The following is a 13,847-nucleotide window of genomic DNA, read 5'->3' on the forward strand; positions in this document are numbered from 1 at the left end:
TCCCATGCAGTACGTCTCGACGCGCGGCCAGGCCGCGCCGATGTCCTACAGCGACGCGCTCCTCGAGGGGCTCGCGACCGACGGCGGCCTCGCGGTGCCGGTGGAGATGCCCGAGGCCTCGGGCGAGCAGCTCGAGGCGTGGCGCGACCTCACCTACCCCGAGCTCGCGGCCGAGGTCCTGGGCCTGTTCGCGACCGACATCCCGAGGGACGACCTCGCGCGCATGACGGCCGCCGCGTATGCGGGCTTCCCCGAGGGCGTCGTGCCGGTGCGCGAGATCGAGGACGGCCTGTCGCTCGTGGGGCTGAGCGAAGGGCCGACCCTCGCGTTCAAGGACATGGCGATGCAGTTCCTCGGGCAGGTGCTCGAGTACGCGCTCGAGGAGCGCGGCTGGGTCCAGAACATCCTCGGCGCGACGTCGGGCGACACCGGATCCGCGGCCGAGCACGCGCTGCGGGGCAAGGAGCGCGTCGCGGTCTTCATGCTCTCGCCGCAGGGCCGCATGAGCGACTTCCAGCGCGCGCAGATGTTCTCGCTCGACGACGCGAACGTGCACAACATCGCGGTCGCGGGCGTCTTCGACGACTGCCAGAACCTCGTCAAGGAGCTCGCGGGCGACATCGACTTCAAGCGCGCGCAGCACATCGGCGCCGTCAACTCGATCAACCTCGCCCGCATCACGGCGCAGGTCGTCTACTACTTCTGGGCGTGGCTGCGCGCGACCGACGCGGGCGGCTGGACCGAGGTGTCGTTCGCGGTGCCGACGGGCAACTTCGGCAACATCCTCTCGGGCCTCTACGCCAAGCTCATGGGCCTTCCCGTGCGCCGCCTCGTGGTCGCGACGAACGAGAACGACGTGCTCGACGAGTTCTTCCGCACGGGCGTCTACCGGCCCCGCGGTTCGGCCGAGACGCTCGCGACGTCGAGCCCCTCGATGGACATCTCCAAGGCGTCGAACCTCGAGCGCTTCGTCTACGAGCTCGTGGGCCGCGATCCCGAGCGGCTCGCGGCGCTGTGGGCCGAGCTGGGGGAGAGCGGATCCTTCGACCTGTCGGCCGAGCAGCCGCGCTTCGCGGCCGAGTTCGGCTTCGTGAGCGCATCGTCGACGCACGCCGACCGCCTCGCGACGATCCGATCGGTGCACGAGGCGACCGGCGAGATCATCGACCCGCACACCGCCGACGGCGTCAAGGGCGCCCGAGCGAACCTCGAGCCCGGCGTCCCGATGCTCTCGCTCGAGACGGCGAAGCCCGAGAAGTTCGCCGACACGATCCGCGAGGCGATCGGCGTCGAGCTCGACTGCCCGGAGGACGTCGCCGCGATGCTCGCCGCCCCGCAGCGCGTGACCGAGATGGCGGACGACGCGGACACGCTCCGCGCCTTCCTCGAGGAGAACGCCCTGCACTGACGGCGGTGTTAGGGTTGGTGGCATCAGCGGAGGGTGCCACGTCGCACGAACTCTGAACCTCCGTCGCAAATCTGCGAAGCCCCGCACGGATCCCCGACGGTCCCACGAGAGCAGCTCGCTCCCGCGGTGCAACCGGGAATCGTCGCGCGCTCAGCGCGCACAGCAAGTCTTCCGTCGTGCGGATCGGCTCTGACGCACCCGAATGACACAAGGAGAACTCGTGGATTCGACCACCGAGACCACGGCAGCCGACCAGGCCGCCGCAGACCAGGCCGCGATCAACGCGGCGCTCGACGCCGCCGAGCGGGCCTCGAAGCCCGCGCGCCGTCGCGCCCCCCGCCGGGCGACGTCCGCCACCGCGGCCGCGCAGTCCGCCGAGACCGCGGCTCCCGCCGCCGAGGCGCCGGCCGAGCCCGCCGCCGACGCGCAGGTCGCCGAGGCGCCCGCCGAGGAGGCCCCCAAGAAGCCCGTGCGCAAGCGTCGCACGAAGGCTCAGATCGAGGCCGATCGCGCCGCCGAGGCCGCCGCGAAGGCCGAGGCCGAGGGCGAAGCCGCCCCCGAGGCGCCCGCCGCCGAGCCCGTCGCCGAGAAGCCCGTGCGCCGCCGCCGGACGAAGGCTCAGATCGAGGCCGACCGCGCCGCCGAGGCCGCCGCGAAGGCCGACGCCGAGGTCGTCGCCGAGGAGGCTCCCGCCGAGGAGAAGACGCCCGTGGAGGAGGCACCCGCCGAGGAAGCCCCCGCCGCCGAGGTCGCGCCCGAGCCCGCCGCCGACGAGAAGCCGGCCGACGAGAAGTCCGCCGAGGAGACGCCGGCCGACGAGAAGCCCGCCACCGAGGCCTCCGATGCCGAGGGCGAGCAGCCCGAGCAGCAGGAGGGCACGGGCCGCGGCCGCAGCCGCCGTTCGCGCAACCGCCGGAAGAAGAACGGCGGCGACGAGCAGCAGGGCGAGCAGAGCGATGAGCAGCAGGGCGCGTCGCAGCAGCAGAACCCGGGCGGCCAGAAGCAGCAGCCCAAGCAGCAGCAGAACCAGAACCAGGGCCAGCAGAACGCGGGCGGCCGGAACAAGGGCCGCCGCGGCGGCCGCCAGGACGAGTTCGAGCCCGAGATCGGCGAGGACGACGTCCTGATCCCGATCGCCGGAATCCTCGACGTCCTCGACAACTACGCGTTCGTCCGCACGACGGGCTACCTGCCCGGCACGCAGGACGTCTACGTCTCGCTCGGCCAGGTCAAGAAGTACAACCTGCGCAAGGGCGACGCGGTCGTCGGCGCCATCAAGCAGCCCCGCGAGGGCGAGCAGCACGGCCGCCAGAAGTACAACGCTCTCGTCAAGGTCGACTCGGTCAACGGCCTCTCGGTCGACGACGCCGCGAAGCGCGTCGACTTCGCCGACCTCACGCCGCTCTACCCGCAGGACCGCCTGCGGCTCGAGACGAGCGCCGAGAAGACGACGCAGCGCATCATCGACCTCGTGGCGCCGATCGGCAAGGGCCAGCGCGGCCTCATCGTCGCGCCCCCCAAGGCCGGCAAGACGATCGTCCTGCAGCAGATCGCGAACGCGATCGCGCAGAACAACCCCGAGGCGCACCTCATGGTGGTCCTCGTCGACGAGCGCCCCGAAGAGGTCACCGACATGCAGCGCTCGGTCAAGGGCGAGGTCGTCGCGTCGACCTTCGACCGTCCCGCCGAGGATCACACGACGGTCGCCGAGCTCGCGATCGAGCGCGCCAAGCGCCTCGTCGAGCTGGGCCGCGACGTCGTCGTGCTGCTCGACTCGATCACCCGCCTCGGCCGCGCCTACAACGTGTCGGCCCCGACGTCGGGACGCGTCCTCTCGGGCGGCGTCGACGCCGCCGCGCTCTACCCGCCGAAGAAGTTCTTCGGCGCCGCGCGCAACATCGAGAACGGCGGATCCCTCACGATCCTCGCGACCGCGCTCGTCGAGACCGGATCCAAGATGGACGAGGTCATCTTCGAGGAGTTCAAGGGCACCGGCAACATGGAGCTGCGCCTCTCGCGCCAGCTCGCCGACAAGCGGATCTTCCCGGCCGTGGACGTCAACGCGTCGTCGACGCGCCGCGAGGAGATGCTGCTCTCGCCCGACGAGGTCAAGATCACGTGGAAGCTGCGCCGCGCCCTCGCCGGCATGGATCAGCAGCACGCCCTCGCGGTCATCCTCGAGAAGCTCAAGGAGACCGGTTCCAACACCGAGTTCCTCGTGCAGATGCAGAAGTCGATGCCGACCGGGCGCGGTGACGACACCGAGATCCGCTGACCCGGAGTCGCTGATTCCGTGTTCGAGTCCGTCCAGACGCTGATCGACGAGCACCGCCGGGTCCAGGAGGAGCTCTCCGACCCGGCGGTGCACGCCGACGCCGTCCGCGCCAAGCGCGTCAACCGGCGCTACGCCGAGCTGTCGAAGATCGTCTCCGCCCACCAGCAGTGGACCCAGGCGGGCGACGATCTCGAGGCCGCCCGCGAGCTCGCGAAGGAGGACGACGCCTTCGCCGACGAGATCCCGGGCCTCGAAGAGGGCCTCGCCGAGGCGCAGGAGAAGCTGCGCCGACTGCTCGTGCCGCGCGACCCCGACGACGCGCGCGACGTGATCATGGAGATCAAGGCGGGGGAGGGCGGCGCCGAGAGCGCCCTCTTCGCCGCCGACCTCCTGCGCATGTACTCGCAGTACGCCGCGTCGAAGGGGTGGAAGGTCGAGATGATCGAGTCCGACGACTCCGATCTCGGCGGCTTCAAGAACGTGCAGGTCGCGATCAAGGGATCCTCGAACGATCCCGCGCAGGGCGTCTGGGCGCACCTCAAGTACGAGGGCGGCGTGCACCGCGTGCAGCGGGTTCCCGCGACCGAGTCGCAGGGGCGCATCCACACCTCGACGACGGGCGTCCTCGTCTTCCCCGAGGTCGACGCCCCCGAAGAGGTGCAGATCGACCCGAACGACCTGAAGATCGACGTCTACCGCTCGTCGGGCCCCGGCGGCCAGTCGGTCAACACGACCGACTCCGCCGTCCGGATCACCCACGTGCCCACGGGGATCGTCGTGTCGATGCAGAACGAGAAGTCGCAGCTGCAGAACCGCGAGGCGGGCATGCGCGTCCTCCGCGCGCGCCTCCTCGCGCGCCAGCAGGAGGAGCTCGCGGCTCAGGCGGCCGACGCGCGACACAGCCAGATCCGGGGCATGGACCGATCCGAGCGGATCCGCACCTACAACTTCCCGGAGAACCGCATCGCCGACCACCGCACGGGCTTCAAGGCGTATAACCTCGACGCCGTCATGGACGGCGCGCTCGGCCCCGTGGTCGACTCGTGCATCGAGGCCGACGAGGCCGAGCACCTCGCCGCCATCGGCGACTGACCGCCGAAGGACATCTTCCTGCCTGAAGGACATCGAATTCGATGTCCTCTGGGCAGGAAGATGTCCTCGCGAGCGGGGCACGGCAGGATAGGGGCATGGGCGATCTGCGGGATCTCGTCGGGCGGCTGCAGGACCGGGAGACCACACCCCTCCAGGAGGTCGAGCGGGCACTCCACGCGATCGGGGACGACGAACTCGGCGCCTTCGCCCACGTCGACGCCGAGGGGGCGCGCGAGCGGGCCGCGGCGCTGGGGGATCCGCAGGACCTCCCGCTCTGGGGCGTTCCGCTCGCCGACAAGGACCTGACGGCGCGCGCGGGCATGCCGACGCGGTACGGATCGCGCGCCTTCGCCGGGTTCGTCCCGGCGGAGTCGGATCCCTACGCCGCGGCCCTCGACGCCCTCGGATCCGTGTCGATCGGCAAGACGGCGACGCCCGAGTTCGGCCTCACGGGCTACACCGAGACGCTGATCGGCCCTCCCGCGCGCAACCCGTGGGATCCCGAGACGGGCGCGGGCGGATCCAGCGGGGGCGCGGCCGTCGCCGTGCAGCAGGGCGTCCTCGCCGCGGCCCCGGCGTCGGACGGCGGGGGATCCACCCGGATCCCCGCGGCCACGGTCGGCGTCGTGGGGCTCAAGCCCTCGCGCGGCCGGCTGCCGTTCGCGAACGGCCTCGACTCGCCCGGCGGGCTGTCGGTCGCGGGCGTCATCACCCGAGCGGTCGACGACGCCGCGTACCTCCTCGACGCGCTCGTCTCCTCGGCTCCGCGCGTGCACGCGACCCGGGCGCCAGGCCGGGGCCGCTTCCTCGACGCCCTGGGTCGGGATCCGGGCCGCCTCCGCATCGGCGCGACGACCGTCTCGCCGTGGGACGGGTGGACCGACACGACCCTCGACCCCGGCGCCCGGGACGCGTACGAACGGGCGATCGACGCGCTGACCGCGGCCGGACACGACGTCGTCGACGCCGACTGGCACCCCGAGGGATACCCCGAGATGTTCACGACGATCTGGCGCGCCTCGGCCGCGAACCTGCCCGTCGCCGACGCGGACCTGGATCGCCGGACCGAGCCGATCACGGCGTTCATGGCGCGCGAGGGGCGCGCGATGCCGGCGCAGCGGGTGCTCGCGGGCCTGCAGGCGGCGACGGCGTTCGAGCGCCGGACGATCGCGGCGTTCGCGCCCTTCGACGCCGTCCTGACCCCCGCTCTCGCGATGGCGCCCCAGAAGATCGGCTGGTTCGCCGAGACGGGCGATCCCGAGGAGAACTTCGCGCGCCAGTGCGGCTACGCGCCGCACACGAGCTTCGTCAACGTCTCGGGGCTCCCGGCGATCACGGTCCCGCTGCCCGACGGATCCGGAGCCCGCCCCTGGAGCGTCCAGCTGGTGGGCCGCCCCGGCGGCGAGGCGGCCATCCTGCGGCTGGCGAGGCATGTCGGACCCTGACCGCGAGCGACGGTGCACGAACCGTCGCCGAACGCGTGCCGTCGAACACGTTTTCGCACGCGAAGACCGTCGACCTGGCGGTGCGATCCAACGCCGGTTGAGGCTTCCTCAGATCTGGAAGTCGGGGGCCTGCAGCAGCAGGGCCTTGCGGTCGTCGTCGGGGGTGTAGGGGCGGATCTTCGCGGGCACGCCGAGCAGGACGGAGCGCGGGGGAGCGTCACGCGTCACGACCGCGTTGGCGCCGACCGTCGAGTGCGCCCCGATCGTCACGGGGCCGAGCACCTTCGCGCCCGCGCCGACCGCGACGCCGTCGCCGATCGTGGGGTGGCGCTTGCCGTGCGACAGCGACCGGCCGCCGAGCGTGACCTGGTGGTAGAGCATGACGTCGTCGCCGATCTCGGCCGTCTCTCCGATCACGACGCCCATGCCGTGGTCGATGAAGAATCGGCGCCCGATCGTCGCGCCGGGGTGGATCTCGATGCCCGTCATCCAGCGCGAGATCTGCGAGCCCGCGCGGGCGGCGAAGCGCGCGCCGCGGAGCCACAGCCAGTGGTTGACGCGATGGGCCCAGATGGCGTGCAGGCCCGGATAGAGGAGCGCGATCTCGACGAAGCCGCGCGCCGCGGGATCCCGGCGGCGCGCGGCTTCGACGTCCTCGCGGACATGGAGAGGCATAGACCTACGAATCTAGACCCGTCAGTCGTCGAGGAGGTGCTCCCAGAGGGCCGTCGAGATGTAGCGCTCGCCCGTGTCGGGGATCACGACGACGATCTTCTTGCCGGCGTTCTCGGGGCGCGCGGCGACCTGCAGGGCGGCCCACACGGCGGCGCCCGACGAGATGCCGGCGAGGATGCCGTCCTTCGCCGCGAGGTCGCGGGCCGTCGCGATCGCGTCGTCGAGCGCGACGTCGACGACCTCGTCGATGACCGACTGGTCGAGGATCTCGGGGAGGAAGTTCGCGCCGAGGCCCTGGATCTTGTGGGGGCCCGCCTTGCCCTCGGTCAGGAGGGGCGAGTCGGCCGGCTCGACGGCGACGACCTTCACGCCCGGGACCTTCTCCTTGAGCGCCTGGCCGACGCCCGTGATGGTGCCGCCCGTGCCGATTCCCGCGACGAAGATGTCGACCTCGCCGTCGGTGTCGGCGATGATCTCCTCGGCGGTCGTGGTGCGGTGGATGTCGACGTTCGCCTGGTTCTCGAACTGGCGGGCGAGGACGGCGCCGGGGGTCTCGGCGACGATGCGCTTGGCCTCCTCGACGGCGCCGTTCATGCCCTTCGCGGGCTCGGTGAGGACGAGCTCGGCGCCGAGCGCGCGCAGCAGGACGCGGCGCTCCTTCGACATCGAGGCGGGCATCGTGAGGATGACCTTGTAGCCGCGCGCCGCGCCCACGAGGGCGAGCGCGATGCCCGTGTTGCCCGAGGTCCCCTCGACGATCGTGCCGCCGGCGGGGAGCTCGCCCGACTTCTCCGCCGCGTCGACGATCGCGACGCCGAGGCGGTCCTTGACGCTCGAACCGGGGTTGAAGTACTCGAGCTTGCCGATGACCGTGGCGTCGACGCCCTCGGCGACGCGGTTGAGCTGGACGAGGGGGGTCTTGCCGAACGTGCTGGTGACGTCGGAGTGGATCGCGGACATGGCGAGCCTTTCGTGAGGTCGGGTGCCCGCGGGCGTGCGCCGGCGGACTCGCGGCTCAGCCTAGGAGCGCGGGCCAGGGGCCCGCCAGGAATATGACGGTGCGTGTCAGTAGGCTCGGGTGTCGTGCCAGCATCCGTCTCCTTCCGCGACGCGCTGCGCGGCGCCTCCGACGTGCTCGCCCAGGCGGGCGTTCCGGATCCCCTCGTCGACGCCGAGCTGCTGCTCGCTCACACGCTCGGCCCCGACGTCTCGCGGGGCGAGGTGCAGTCGGGGGTCTTCCTCGGCACGGCGCTGAGCGCCGACCAGCACGCGGCCTTCCGCGCCGACGTCGCGCGCCGCGCCTCCCGCGAGCCGCTGCAGCACATCACGGGCCTCGCCGCCTTCCGCCACCTGACGCTGCGCGTCGGCCCCGGCGTCTTCGTCCCGCGGCCCGAGACCGAGGTCGTCGCCCAGATCGCGGTCGACGCGCTCGCGGCCGCGGCCGAGCCCGAGCCCGTCGCCGTCGACCTCGGAACGGGATCCGGCGCGATCGCGCTCGCGATGGCGACGGAGGTCCCGCACTCCCGCGTGCACGCCGTCGAGAAGTCGGACGACGCGATCGCCTGGACGCGGCGCAACGTCGCGCAGGTCGCGCCCCGGATCGACCTGCGCCACGGCGACCTCGCCGACGCCTTCCCCGACCTCGACGGGACCGTGGCGGTCGTGGCCTCGAACCCGCCTTACGTGCCGGACGACGCGATCCCGCGCGACGTCGAGGTCGCGACCCACGACCCCGCGCTCGCGCTGTACGGCGGCCCGGACGGCCTCGACGTCGTGCGCGTGATCAGCCGCGTCGGCCTCCGCCTCGCACGGCCGGGCGGCACGATCGTGCTCGAGCACGGCGAGTGGCAGGGCGCCCCGATCCGCGAGATCCTCGCCGCCGACGGGTGGCTCGGCGCGGCGACGCATCCCGACCTCACGATGCGCGATCGCGCGACGACGGCGGTGCGGCCTCAGCAGGATCCGAACCCCGCCTCCTAGAATCGACCCGACATGTCCACGATCTTCGACTGCGCCGACCGCGAGCAGATGCTTGCCGGCATGCGCCAGGCACGCCAGGCCGTCGCCCGCGGCGACGTCATCGTGCTGCCGACCGACACCGTCTACGGCGTGGGGGCCGACGCCTTCAGCCCCGCCGCGGTGCAGAAGCTGCTCGACGTGAAGGGCCGCTCGCGCCAGCAGCCGCCGCCCGTCCTCGTCGGCTCGGCCGACGCGCTCCCGGCGCTCGTCGAGGCCGTCCCTGAGGCCGTGCAGTCGCTCGTCGACGCGTTCTGGCCGGGAGGCCTCACGATCGTGCTGCCGTCGCAGCCCTCGCTCACGTGGGATCTCGGCGAGACCCACGGCACGGTCGCGGTGCGACAGCCCGACAACCCGCTCGCGCTCGAGCTGCTCGCCGAGACAGGCCCGCTCGCGGTGTCGAGCGCCAACCTCACGGGCCAGGCCGCCGCCGTCGACGCCGTCGGCGCGCGCCGCATGCTCGGCGACTCCGTCGCGCTCTACCTCGACGACGGGCCCGTCTCGACGGGCGTGGCGTCGACGATCGTCGACGCGACCTCGCTCCTGCCCGGCCGCGGCGATCCCCTCGTCCGCGTCCTGCGCGTGGGCGCGATCAGCCGGGATCAGCTGCGCGAGGTGCTGGGCGACCTGCTCGAGCCCGACCCCGAGCAGGATCACGACCACTCGTGAAGCTCTATCTCTTCACGATCCTGCTGACGGCGACGATCACGCTCGTCCTGTCCTGGATCGTCTGGCGCATCGCGCTCCGGTACAAGCTGTACCCGGCGGTCCGCGCGCGCGACGTGCACAAGACGCCGACGCCGCGGCTCGGTGGCGTCGCGATGTTCTTCGCGATCGTCGCCGCGGTCCTGACCTCGCGGGCGATCGACTTCTTCGGCGGCTTCTGGGTCGAGCCCCGCATGATGTGGTCGGTCCTCGCCGCGACGGCCCTCATCGCGTTCATCGGCATCGCCGACGACCTGTGGGACCTCGACTGGATGCTCAAGCTCGGCGCGCAGTTCCTCGCGGCCGCGATCATCGCGATCGGGGGAGGGCTGCAGATCTACGCGCTCCCGATCGGCGGGATCGCGATCTGGTCGAGCTGGGTGAGCATCGTCCTCACGATGTTCGCCGTCGTGATCGTGATGAACGCCGTCAACTTCATCGACGGGCTGGACGGCCTCGTCGCGGGCGTCGCCCTGATCGCGAACAGCGTCTTCTTCATCTACTCGTACATCCTCGTGCGCGACTCGGGGGCGACGAGCTACGCGAACCTCGGCACCTTCCTCGCCGCCGTCATCGTGGGCGCGTGCCTCGGCTTCCTGCCGCTCAACTGGCACCCCGCGAAGATGTTCATGGGCGACACGGGGGCCCTCGTCGTCGGCCTGCTCATGGCCACGAGCGCCATCGCGATCACGGGCCAGCTGCCTCCCGCCGCCCTCGATCCCGTGACGACGGGCCGCTCGCAGATCTTCGGAACCCTGCTTCCGATCATCCTGCCGCTCATCGTCATGCTCCTGCCGCTCCTCGACTTCGGCCTCGCCGTGATCCGGCGCATGAGCCGCGGGAAGTCGCCCTTCTCGCCCGACCGCGAGCACCTGCACCACCGCATGCTCGACATGGGGCACTCAGACAGGGATGCGACGCTGATCTTCTACGCGTGGACGGCGATCGCCTCGCTCACGGTGCTCCTCATGTACCTCTTCACGGGAGCCGACTGGTTCGGCGACCACTGGTTCGGGGAGTACTGGCTGGCGATCATCTTCGGCGTCATCGGCCTGGCGGCCTGCCTCGTCGTGACCGTCGTCCCGTCGCGCCCCGCCGCGAGGAACCGCGAGCCCGAGCCCGAGCACCAGGAGACCTGATGGCCCCCTCACCCGTGTCCAGCAACCCGATCATGCGCAACGTCCTGATCTGGAGCGCCGTCGTCTGCGGCGTCGTCCTCGTCGCGTCGGCCGCGATCGGGGCGGCCGTCGGCGGATCCGCCGGGCTGTGGAGCGGCGTCATCGGCACCGTGATCGGGTTCCTCTTCCCGGCCCTCACAGCGGGGACGATCCTCTTCGCGAACCGCTGGTTCGGCCGGCCGAGCTACCCCGTCGTGTTCTTCGGCATGTTCATGGGCGTCTTCCTCGTGAAGATCGTCGTCTTCATCGTCGCCCTCAACCTCGTCTTCGGCCTCGACTGGGTCGTCCGCGGCGTGCTCTACGGAGCGCTCGTCGCGACCGCCGTGGCCTCGCTCGTCGTCGACGTCCTCGTGATCGCGAAGATGCGCATCCCGTCGGTCAGCGACGTCGCGCTGCCGGGCGACGACGAGATCGAAGACTGATCGTCCGATTTCTACAGGCTGTCAAAACCGGTCCAGCTCTTTGATAGGCTTGCCTACGGCCCTGCGGAAAGGTGCCCTCGGCGCGCTGAGGAGCCGGACCCGCCGCAGACCGAGTTCTCTCTCGAAATCCCACCCGCGCAGCATGACCGCGCGAGAAGCTGGAGCCACGCGTTGACTCAGGCGAGCATCATCGCACCGAAGACCGCCGAGGTGGAGTTCCATCCGCCGTCGATCAGCGAGTTCTTCCCCGACGCCATCTTCGGCGAGGGCAGCCCGTTCGCGTTCACGCGCATCAACCTCGCGCAGGTCATCGCCACGGTGCTCCTCGTGCTGGTGCTCGTGCTCGGCACGCGCAACCTGAAGGTGATCCCGGGCCGCTTCCAGCAGGTCATCGAGGGCCTCTTCGGCTTCGTGCGCAACAACGTGGTCTACCAGGTCCTGGGCGAGAAGGACGGCAAGCGGTTCCTGCCGCTGCTCACGGCGATCTTCTTCGGGATCCTCTTCCTGAACCTCACGGGCATCATCCCCGGCCTCAACATCGCCGGCACGAGCGTCATCGGCGTGCCGCTGCTGTTCGCGGTGATCGCCTACGTGATGTTCATCTACGCGGGCATCAAGAAGCACGGCTTCGGCCGCTTCATGAAGAACTCGCTCGTCCCCGGGGGAGTGCCGAAGGTCCTCGTCCCCGTCATCGGCATCATCGAGCTGCTCTCGACCTTCGTGTTCCGCCCCGTGTCGCTCACCCTGCGACTCCTGCTGAACATGATCGTCGGCCACCTCATGCTCGTGCTGCTGTTCTCGGCGACGCAGTTCTTCCTGCTGAGCTTCAACGGCCTCACGGTGCTGTCGCCCGCGACGCTCGCGATCGGCCTCGCCTTCACCCTGTTCGAACTCTTCGTCGCCGCCCTCCAGGCGTACGTCTTCACGATCCTCACCGCGGTCTACATCCAGCTCGCGGTCGCGGAAGAGCACTGACGGCCAGCCGACCGGCTGACCGCCCAATGAAAGGAAAAACCAGTGGACGCAACGACCGTTCTCGCTGAGATCACCGGCAACATCGGGACCATCGGCTACGGCCTCGCCGCCATCGGCCCCGCCATCGGCCTCGGCATCGTCGTCGGCAAGACGATCGAGTCGACGGCTCGCCAGCCCGAGCTCGCCGGACGCCTCCAGACGCTGATGTTCATCGGTGTGGCGTTCATCGAGATCCTCGCCTTCATCGGCATCGCGACGCCCTTCATCTTCCAGGGCTGATCTCATTCCGCGACTCACAGGTAAGGAGACAGGATGCTGAAGGCTCTTGTCACCGCCGCGGCGGAGGAGTCCCACAACCCTCTCGTCCCGGCGAGCTACGACATCATCTGGTCGGCGGTGTGCTTCGTCATCATCGTCCTCGTGGTGGTCTTCGTGGCGATGCCGCGGCTGAACAAGGTGCTCGACGCCCGCTCTGCCGCCATCGAGGGCAACATCGAGAAGGCTGACGAGGCGCAGCGCCAGGCCGAGGCCGCGCTCGCCGAGTACACGCAGCAGCTCGCTGATGCCCGCAAGGAAGCCGGCGAGATCCGCGAGGCGGCTCGCGCCGACGGCAAGAAGATCGTCGACGAGGCCAAGGCCACGGCGTCGAGCGAGGCCGAGCGCCTCACCGCGACGGCGCACACGCAGATCGAGGCCGAGCGCCAGGCGGCGATGGTCTCCCTCCGCAACGACGTCGGATCGATCGCCCTCGACCTCGCCGGCAACGTCATCGGCGAGTCGATGACGGACGACGCGAAGGCCCAGAACGTCGTCGACCGGTTCCTCGCCGACCTCGAGGCGTCCGAGAAGGCGGCCAAGTAATGGGAAGCGCGACCACTCAGGCGCTCGAGGCCAGCGCGCAGGCGCTCGCCACGGCGACGGTCGACCTCGACACGGCCCGCGAGCTGTTCGCGGCGGCCCGCGCCGTCGCCGGCTCGTCCGCGCTGAGCGGCGCGCTCGCCGACCAGTCGGTGGATCCCGCCGTCCGCGGCGGCCTCGTCGGCGCGGTCTTCGCGCAGCTCTCGCCGGCCGCTCAGGGCCTGCTCACGACGATCGCCGTCCAGCGGTGGTCGTCTGCGACCGACCTGACCGACGGCATCGAGCAGCTCGCGATCCGTGCAACGGCGAAGGCCGACACGGCCGACCTCGAGGGCGAGCTCTTCCAGGTCACCCGCCTGGTGGCGCAGAACCCCGAGCTCGAGCTCGCGCTCGGCGCCCGCTTCGGCGAGGCGCAGGCCAAGGGCGACCTCGTCGAGAAGATCATCGGATCGCAGGCGAGCGCCGGCACGACCCTCGTGGTCTCGTCGCTCGTGCAGCAGCCGGGGGAGCGCCGCGTGCGCGCCGCCCTGCAGCGCGCGATCTCGATCGTCGCCGCCGAGCGCGGCCGCACGGTCGCGACGGTCACGACGGCGTCGCCGCTGACCGCAGCGCAGCGCGACCGCCTTGCCGCGTCGCTCTCGCGCACCTACGGCGTCGAGATCACGATCAACGAGGTCGTCGACCGCGACGTCCTCGGCGGAATCCGCGTCCAGATCGCCGACGACGTCATCGACGGCAGCATTTCGTCCCGCCTCGCCGACCTCCGGTCGAGGCTCGCAGGCTGACGCCCTCCTCGAG

General features: G+C 71.0%; 14 protein-coding genes. 12 read left to right on the plus strand and 2 right to left on the minus strand.

What is annotated here, in order from left to right:
• The first annotated feature begins 4 nt into the window (after nt 1–4).
• From thrC to H576_RS15535, 4 genes are all read left to right on the plus strand, one after another.
• On the plus strand, nt 5–1,408 hold the full coding sequence (gene thrC, locus H576_RS0111160) for a threonine synthase (RefSeq protein ID WP_029151002.1): 1,404 nt from the start codon (nt 5–7) through the stop codon (nt 1,406–1,408).
• Nucleotides 1,409–1,628: 220 nt separating this feature from the next.
• Nucleotides 1,629–3,683, plus strand: a complete 2,055-nt coding sequence (gene rho, locus H576_RS15530; RefSeq protein WP_036320649.1) for a transcription termination factor Rho — start codon at nt 1,629–1,631, stop codon at nt 3,681–3,683.
• Nucleotides 3,684–3,701: 18 nt separating this feature from the next.
• Nucleotides 3,702–4,775: a peptide chain release factor 1 gene (prfA, locus tag H576_RS0111170; protein WP_029151003.1), complete on the plus strand. Its 1,074-nt coding sequence runs from the start codon at nt 3,702–3,704 to the stop codon at nt 4,773–4,775.
• Nucleotides 4,776–4,870: 95 nt separating this feature from the next.
• Nucleotides 4,871–6,220, plus strand: a complete 1,350-nt coding sequence (locus H576_RS15535; protein ID WP_036320651.1) for an amidase — start codon at nt 4,871–4,873, stop codon at nt 6,218–6,220.
• Nucleotides 6,221–6,328: 108 nt separating this feature from the next.
• Here H576_RS15535 and epsC read toward each other — a convergent pair whose 3' ends face one another.
• Nucleotides 6,329–6,895: a serine O-acetyltransferase EpsC gene (gene epsC / locus H576_RS0111180; protein WP_036320653.1), complete on the minus strand. Its 567-nt coding sequence runs from the start codon at nt 6,893–6,895 to the stop codon at nt 6,329–6,331.
• Between the two features lie 21 nt (nt 6,896–6,916).
• Nucleotides 6,917–7,855, minus strand: a complete 939-nt coding sequence (gene cysK, locus H576_RS0111185; RefSeq protein ID WP_029151005.1) for a cysteine synthase A — start codon at nt 7,853–7,855, stop codon at nt 6,917–6,919.
• 123 nt (nt 7,856–7,978) lie between these two features.
• Here cysK and prmC point away from each other — a divergent pair, with 123 nt between their 5' ends.
• The 8 genes from prmC to H576_RS0111225 all read left to right on the plus strand — a co-directional run bounded on the left by prmC (nt 7,979) and on the right by H576_RS0111225 (nt 13,834).
• A complete protein-coding gene (prmC, locus tag H576_RS0111190; protein WP_029151006.1) occupies nt 7,979–8,875 on the plus strand; it encodes a peptide chain release factor N(5)-glutamine methyltransferase in 897 nt (298 codons plus the stop codon).
• A gap of 12 nt (nt 8,876–8,887) precedes the next feature.
• Nucleotides 8,888–9,580: an L-threonylcarbamoyladenylate synthase gene (locus H576_RS0111195; RefSeq protein WP_029151007.1), complete on the plus strand. Its 693-nt coding sequence runs from the start codon at nt 8,888–8,890 to the stop codon at nt 9,578–9,580.
• A complete protein-coding gene (locus tag H576_RS0111200; RefSeq protein WP_029151008.1) occupies nt 9,577–10,755 on the plus strand; it encodes an MraY family glycosyltransferase in 1,179 nt (392 codons plus the stop codon). Before H576_RS0111195 ends, H576_RS0111200 begins: the two co-directional genes overlap by 4 nt.
• Nucleotides 10,755–11,216 carry a Cg1360 family ATP-synthase-associated protein gene (locus H576_RS0111205; RefSeq protein ID WP_036320659.1) on the plus strand — a complete coding sequence of 154 codons (462 nt, stop codon included), beginning with the start codon at nt 10,755–10,757 and terminating at the stop codon, nt 11,214–11,216. Before H576_RS0111200 ends, H576_RS0111205 begins: the two co-directional genes overlap by 1 nt.
• Nucleotides 11,217–11,426: 210 nt before the next feature.
• The gene (atpB, locus tag H576_RS0111210; protein ID WP_245559172.1) at nt 11,427–12,191 is read left to right on the plus strand and encodes a F0F1 ATP synthase subunit A; all 765 of its coding nucleotides are present in this window, start codon (nt 11,427–11,429) and stop codon (nt 12,189–12,191) included.
• Between the two features lie 42 nt (nt 12,192–12,233).
• Nucleotides 12,234–12,470, plus strand: a complete 237-nt coding sequence (gene atpE, locus H576_RS0111215; protein ID WP_029151011.1) for an ATP synthase F0 subunit C — start codon at nt 12,234–12,236, stop codon at nt 12,468–12,470.
• A gap of 33 nt (nt 12,471–12,503) precedes the next feature.
• The gene (locus H576_RS0111220) at nt 12,504–13,052 is read left to right on the plus strand and encodes a F0F1 ATP synthase subunit B (protein ID WP_029151012.1); all 549 of its coding nucleotides are present in this window, start codon (nt 12,504–12,506) and stop codon (nt 13,050–13,052) included.
• Nucleotides 13,052–13,834, plus strand: a complete 783-nt coding sequence (locus tag H576_RS0111225) for a F0F1 ATP synthase subunit delta (protein ID WP_029151013.1) — start codon at nt 13,052–13,054, stop codon at nt 13,832–13,834. Before H576_RS0111220 ends, H576_RS0111225 begins: the two co-directional genes overlap by 1 nt.
• The last annotated feature ends 13 nt before the right edge of the window (nt 13,835–13,847 follow it).

This window comes from Microbacterium indicum DSM 19969 (genome assembly GCF_000422385.1).
Classification (GTDB): Bacteria; Actinomycetota; Actinomycetes; order Actinomycetales; family Microbacteriaceae; genus Microbacterium; species Microbacterium indicum.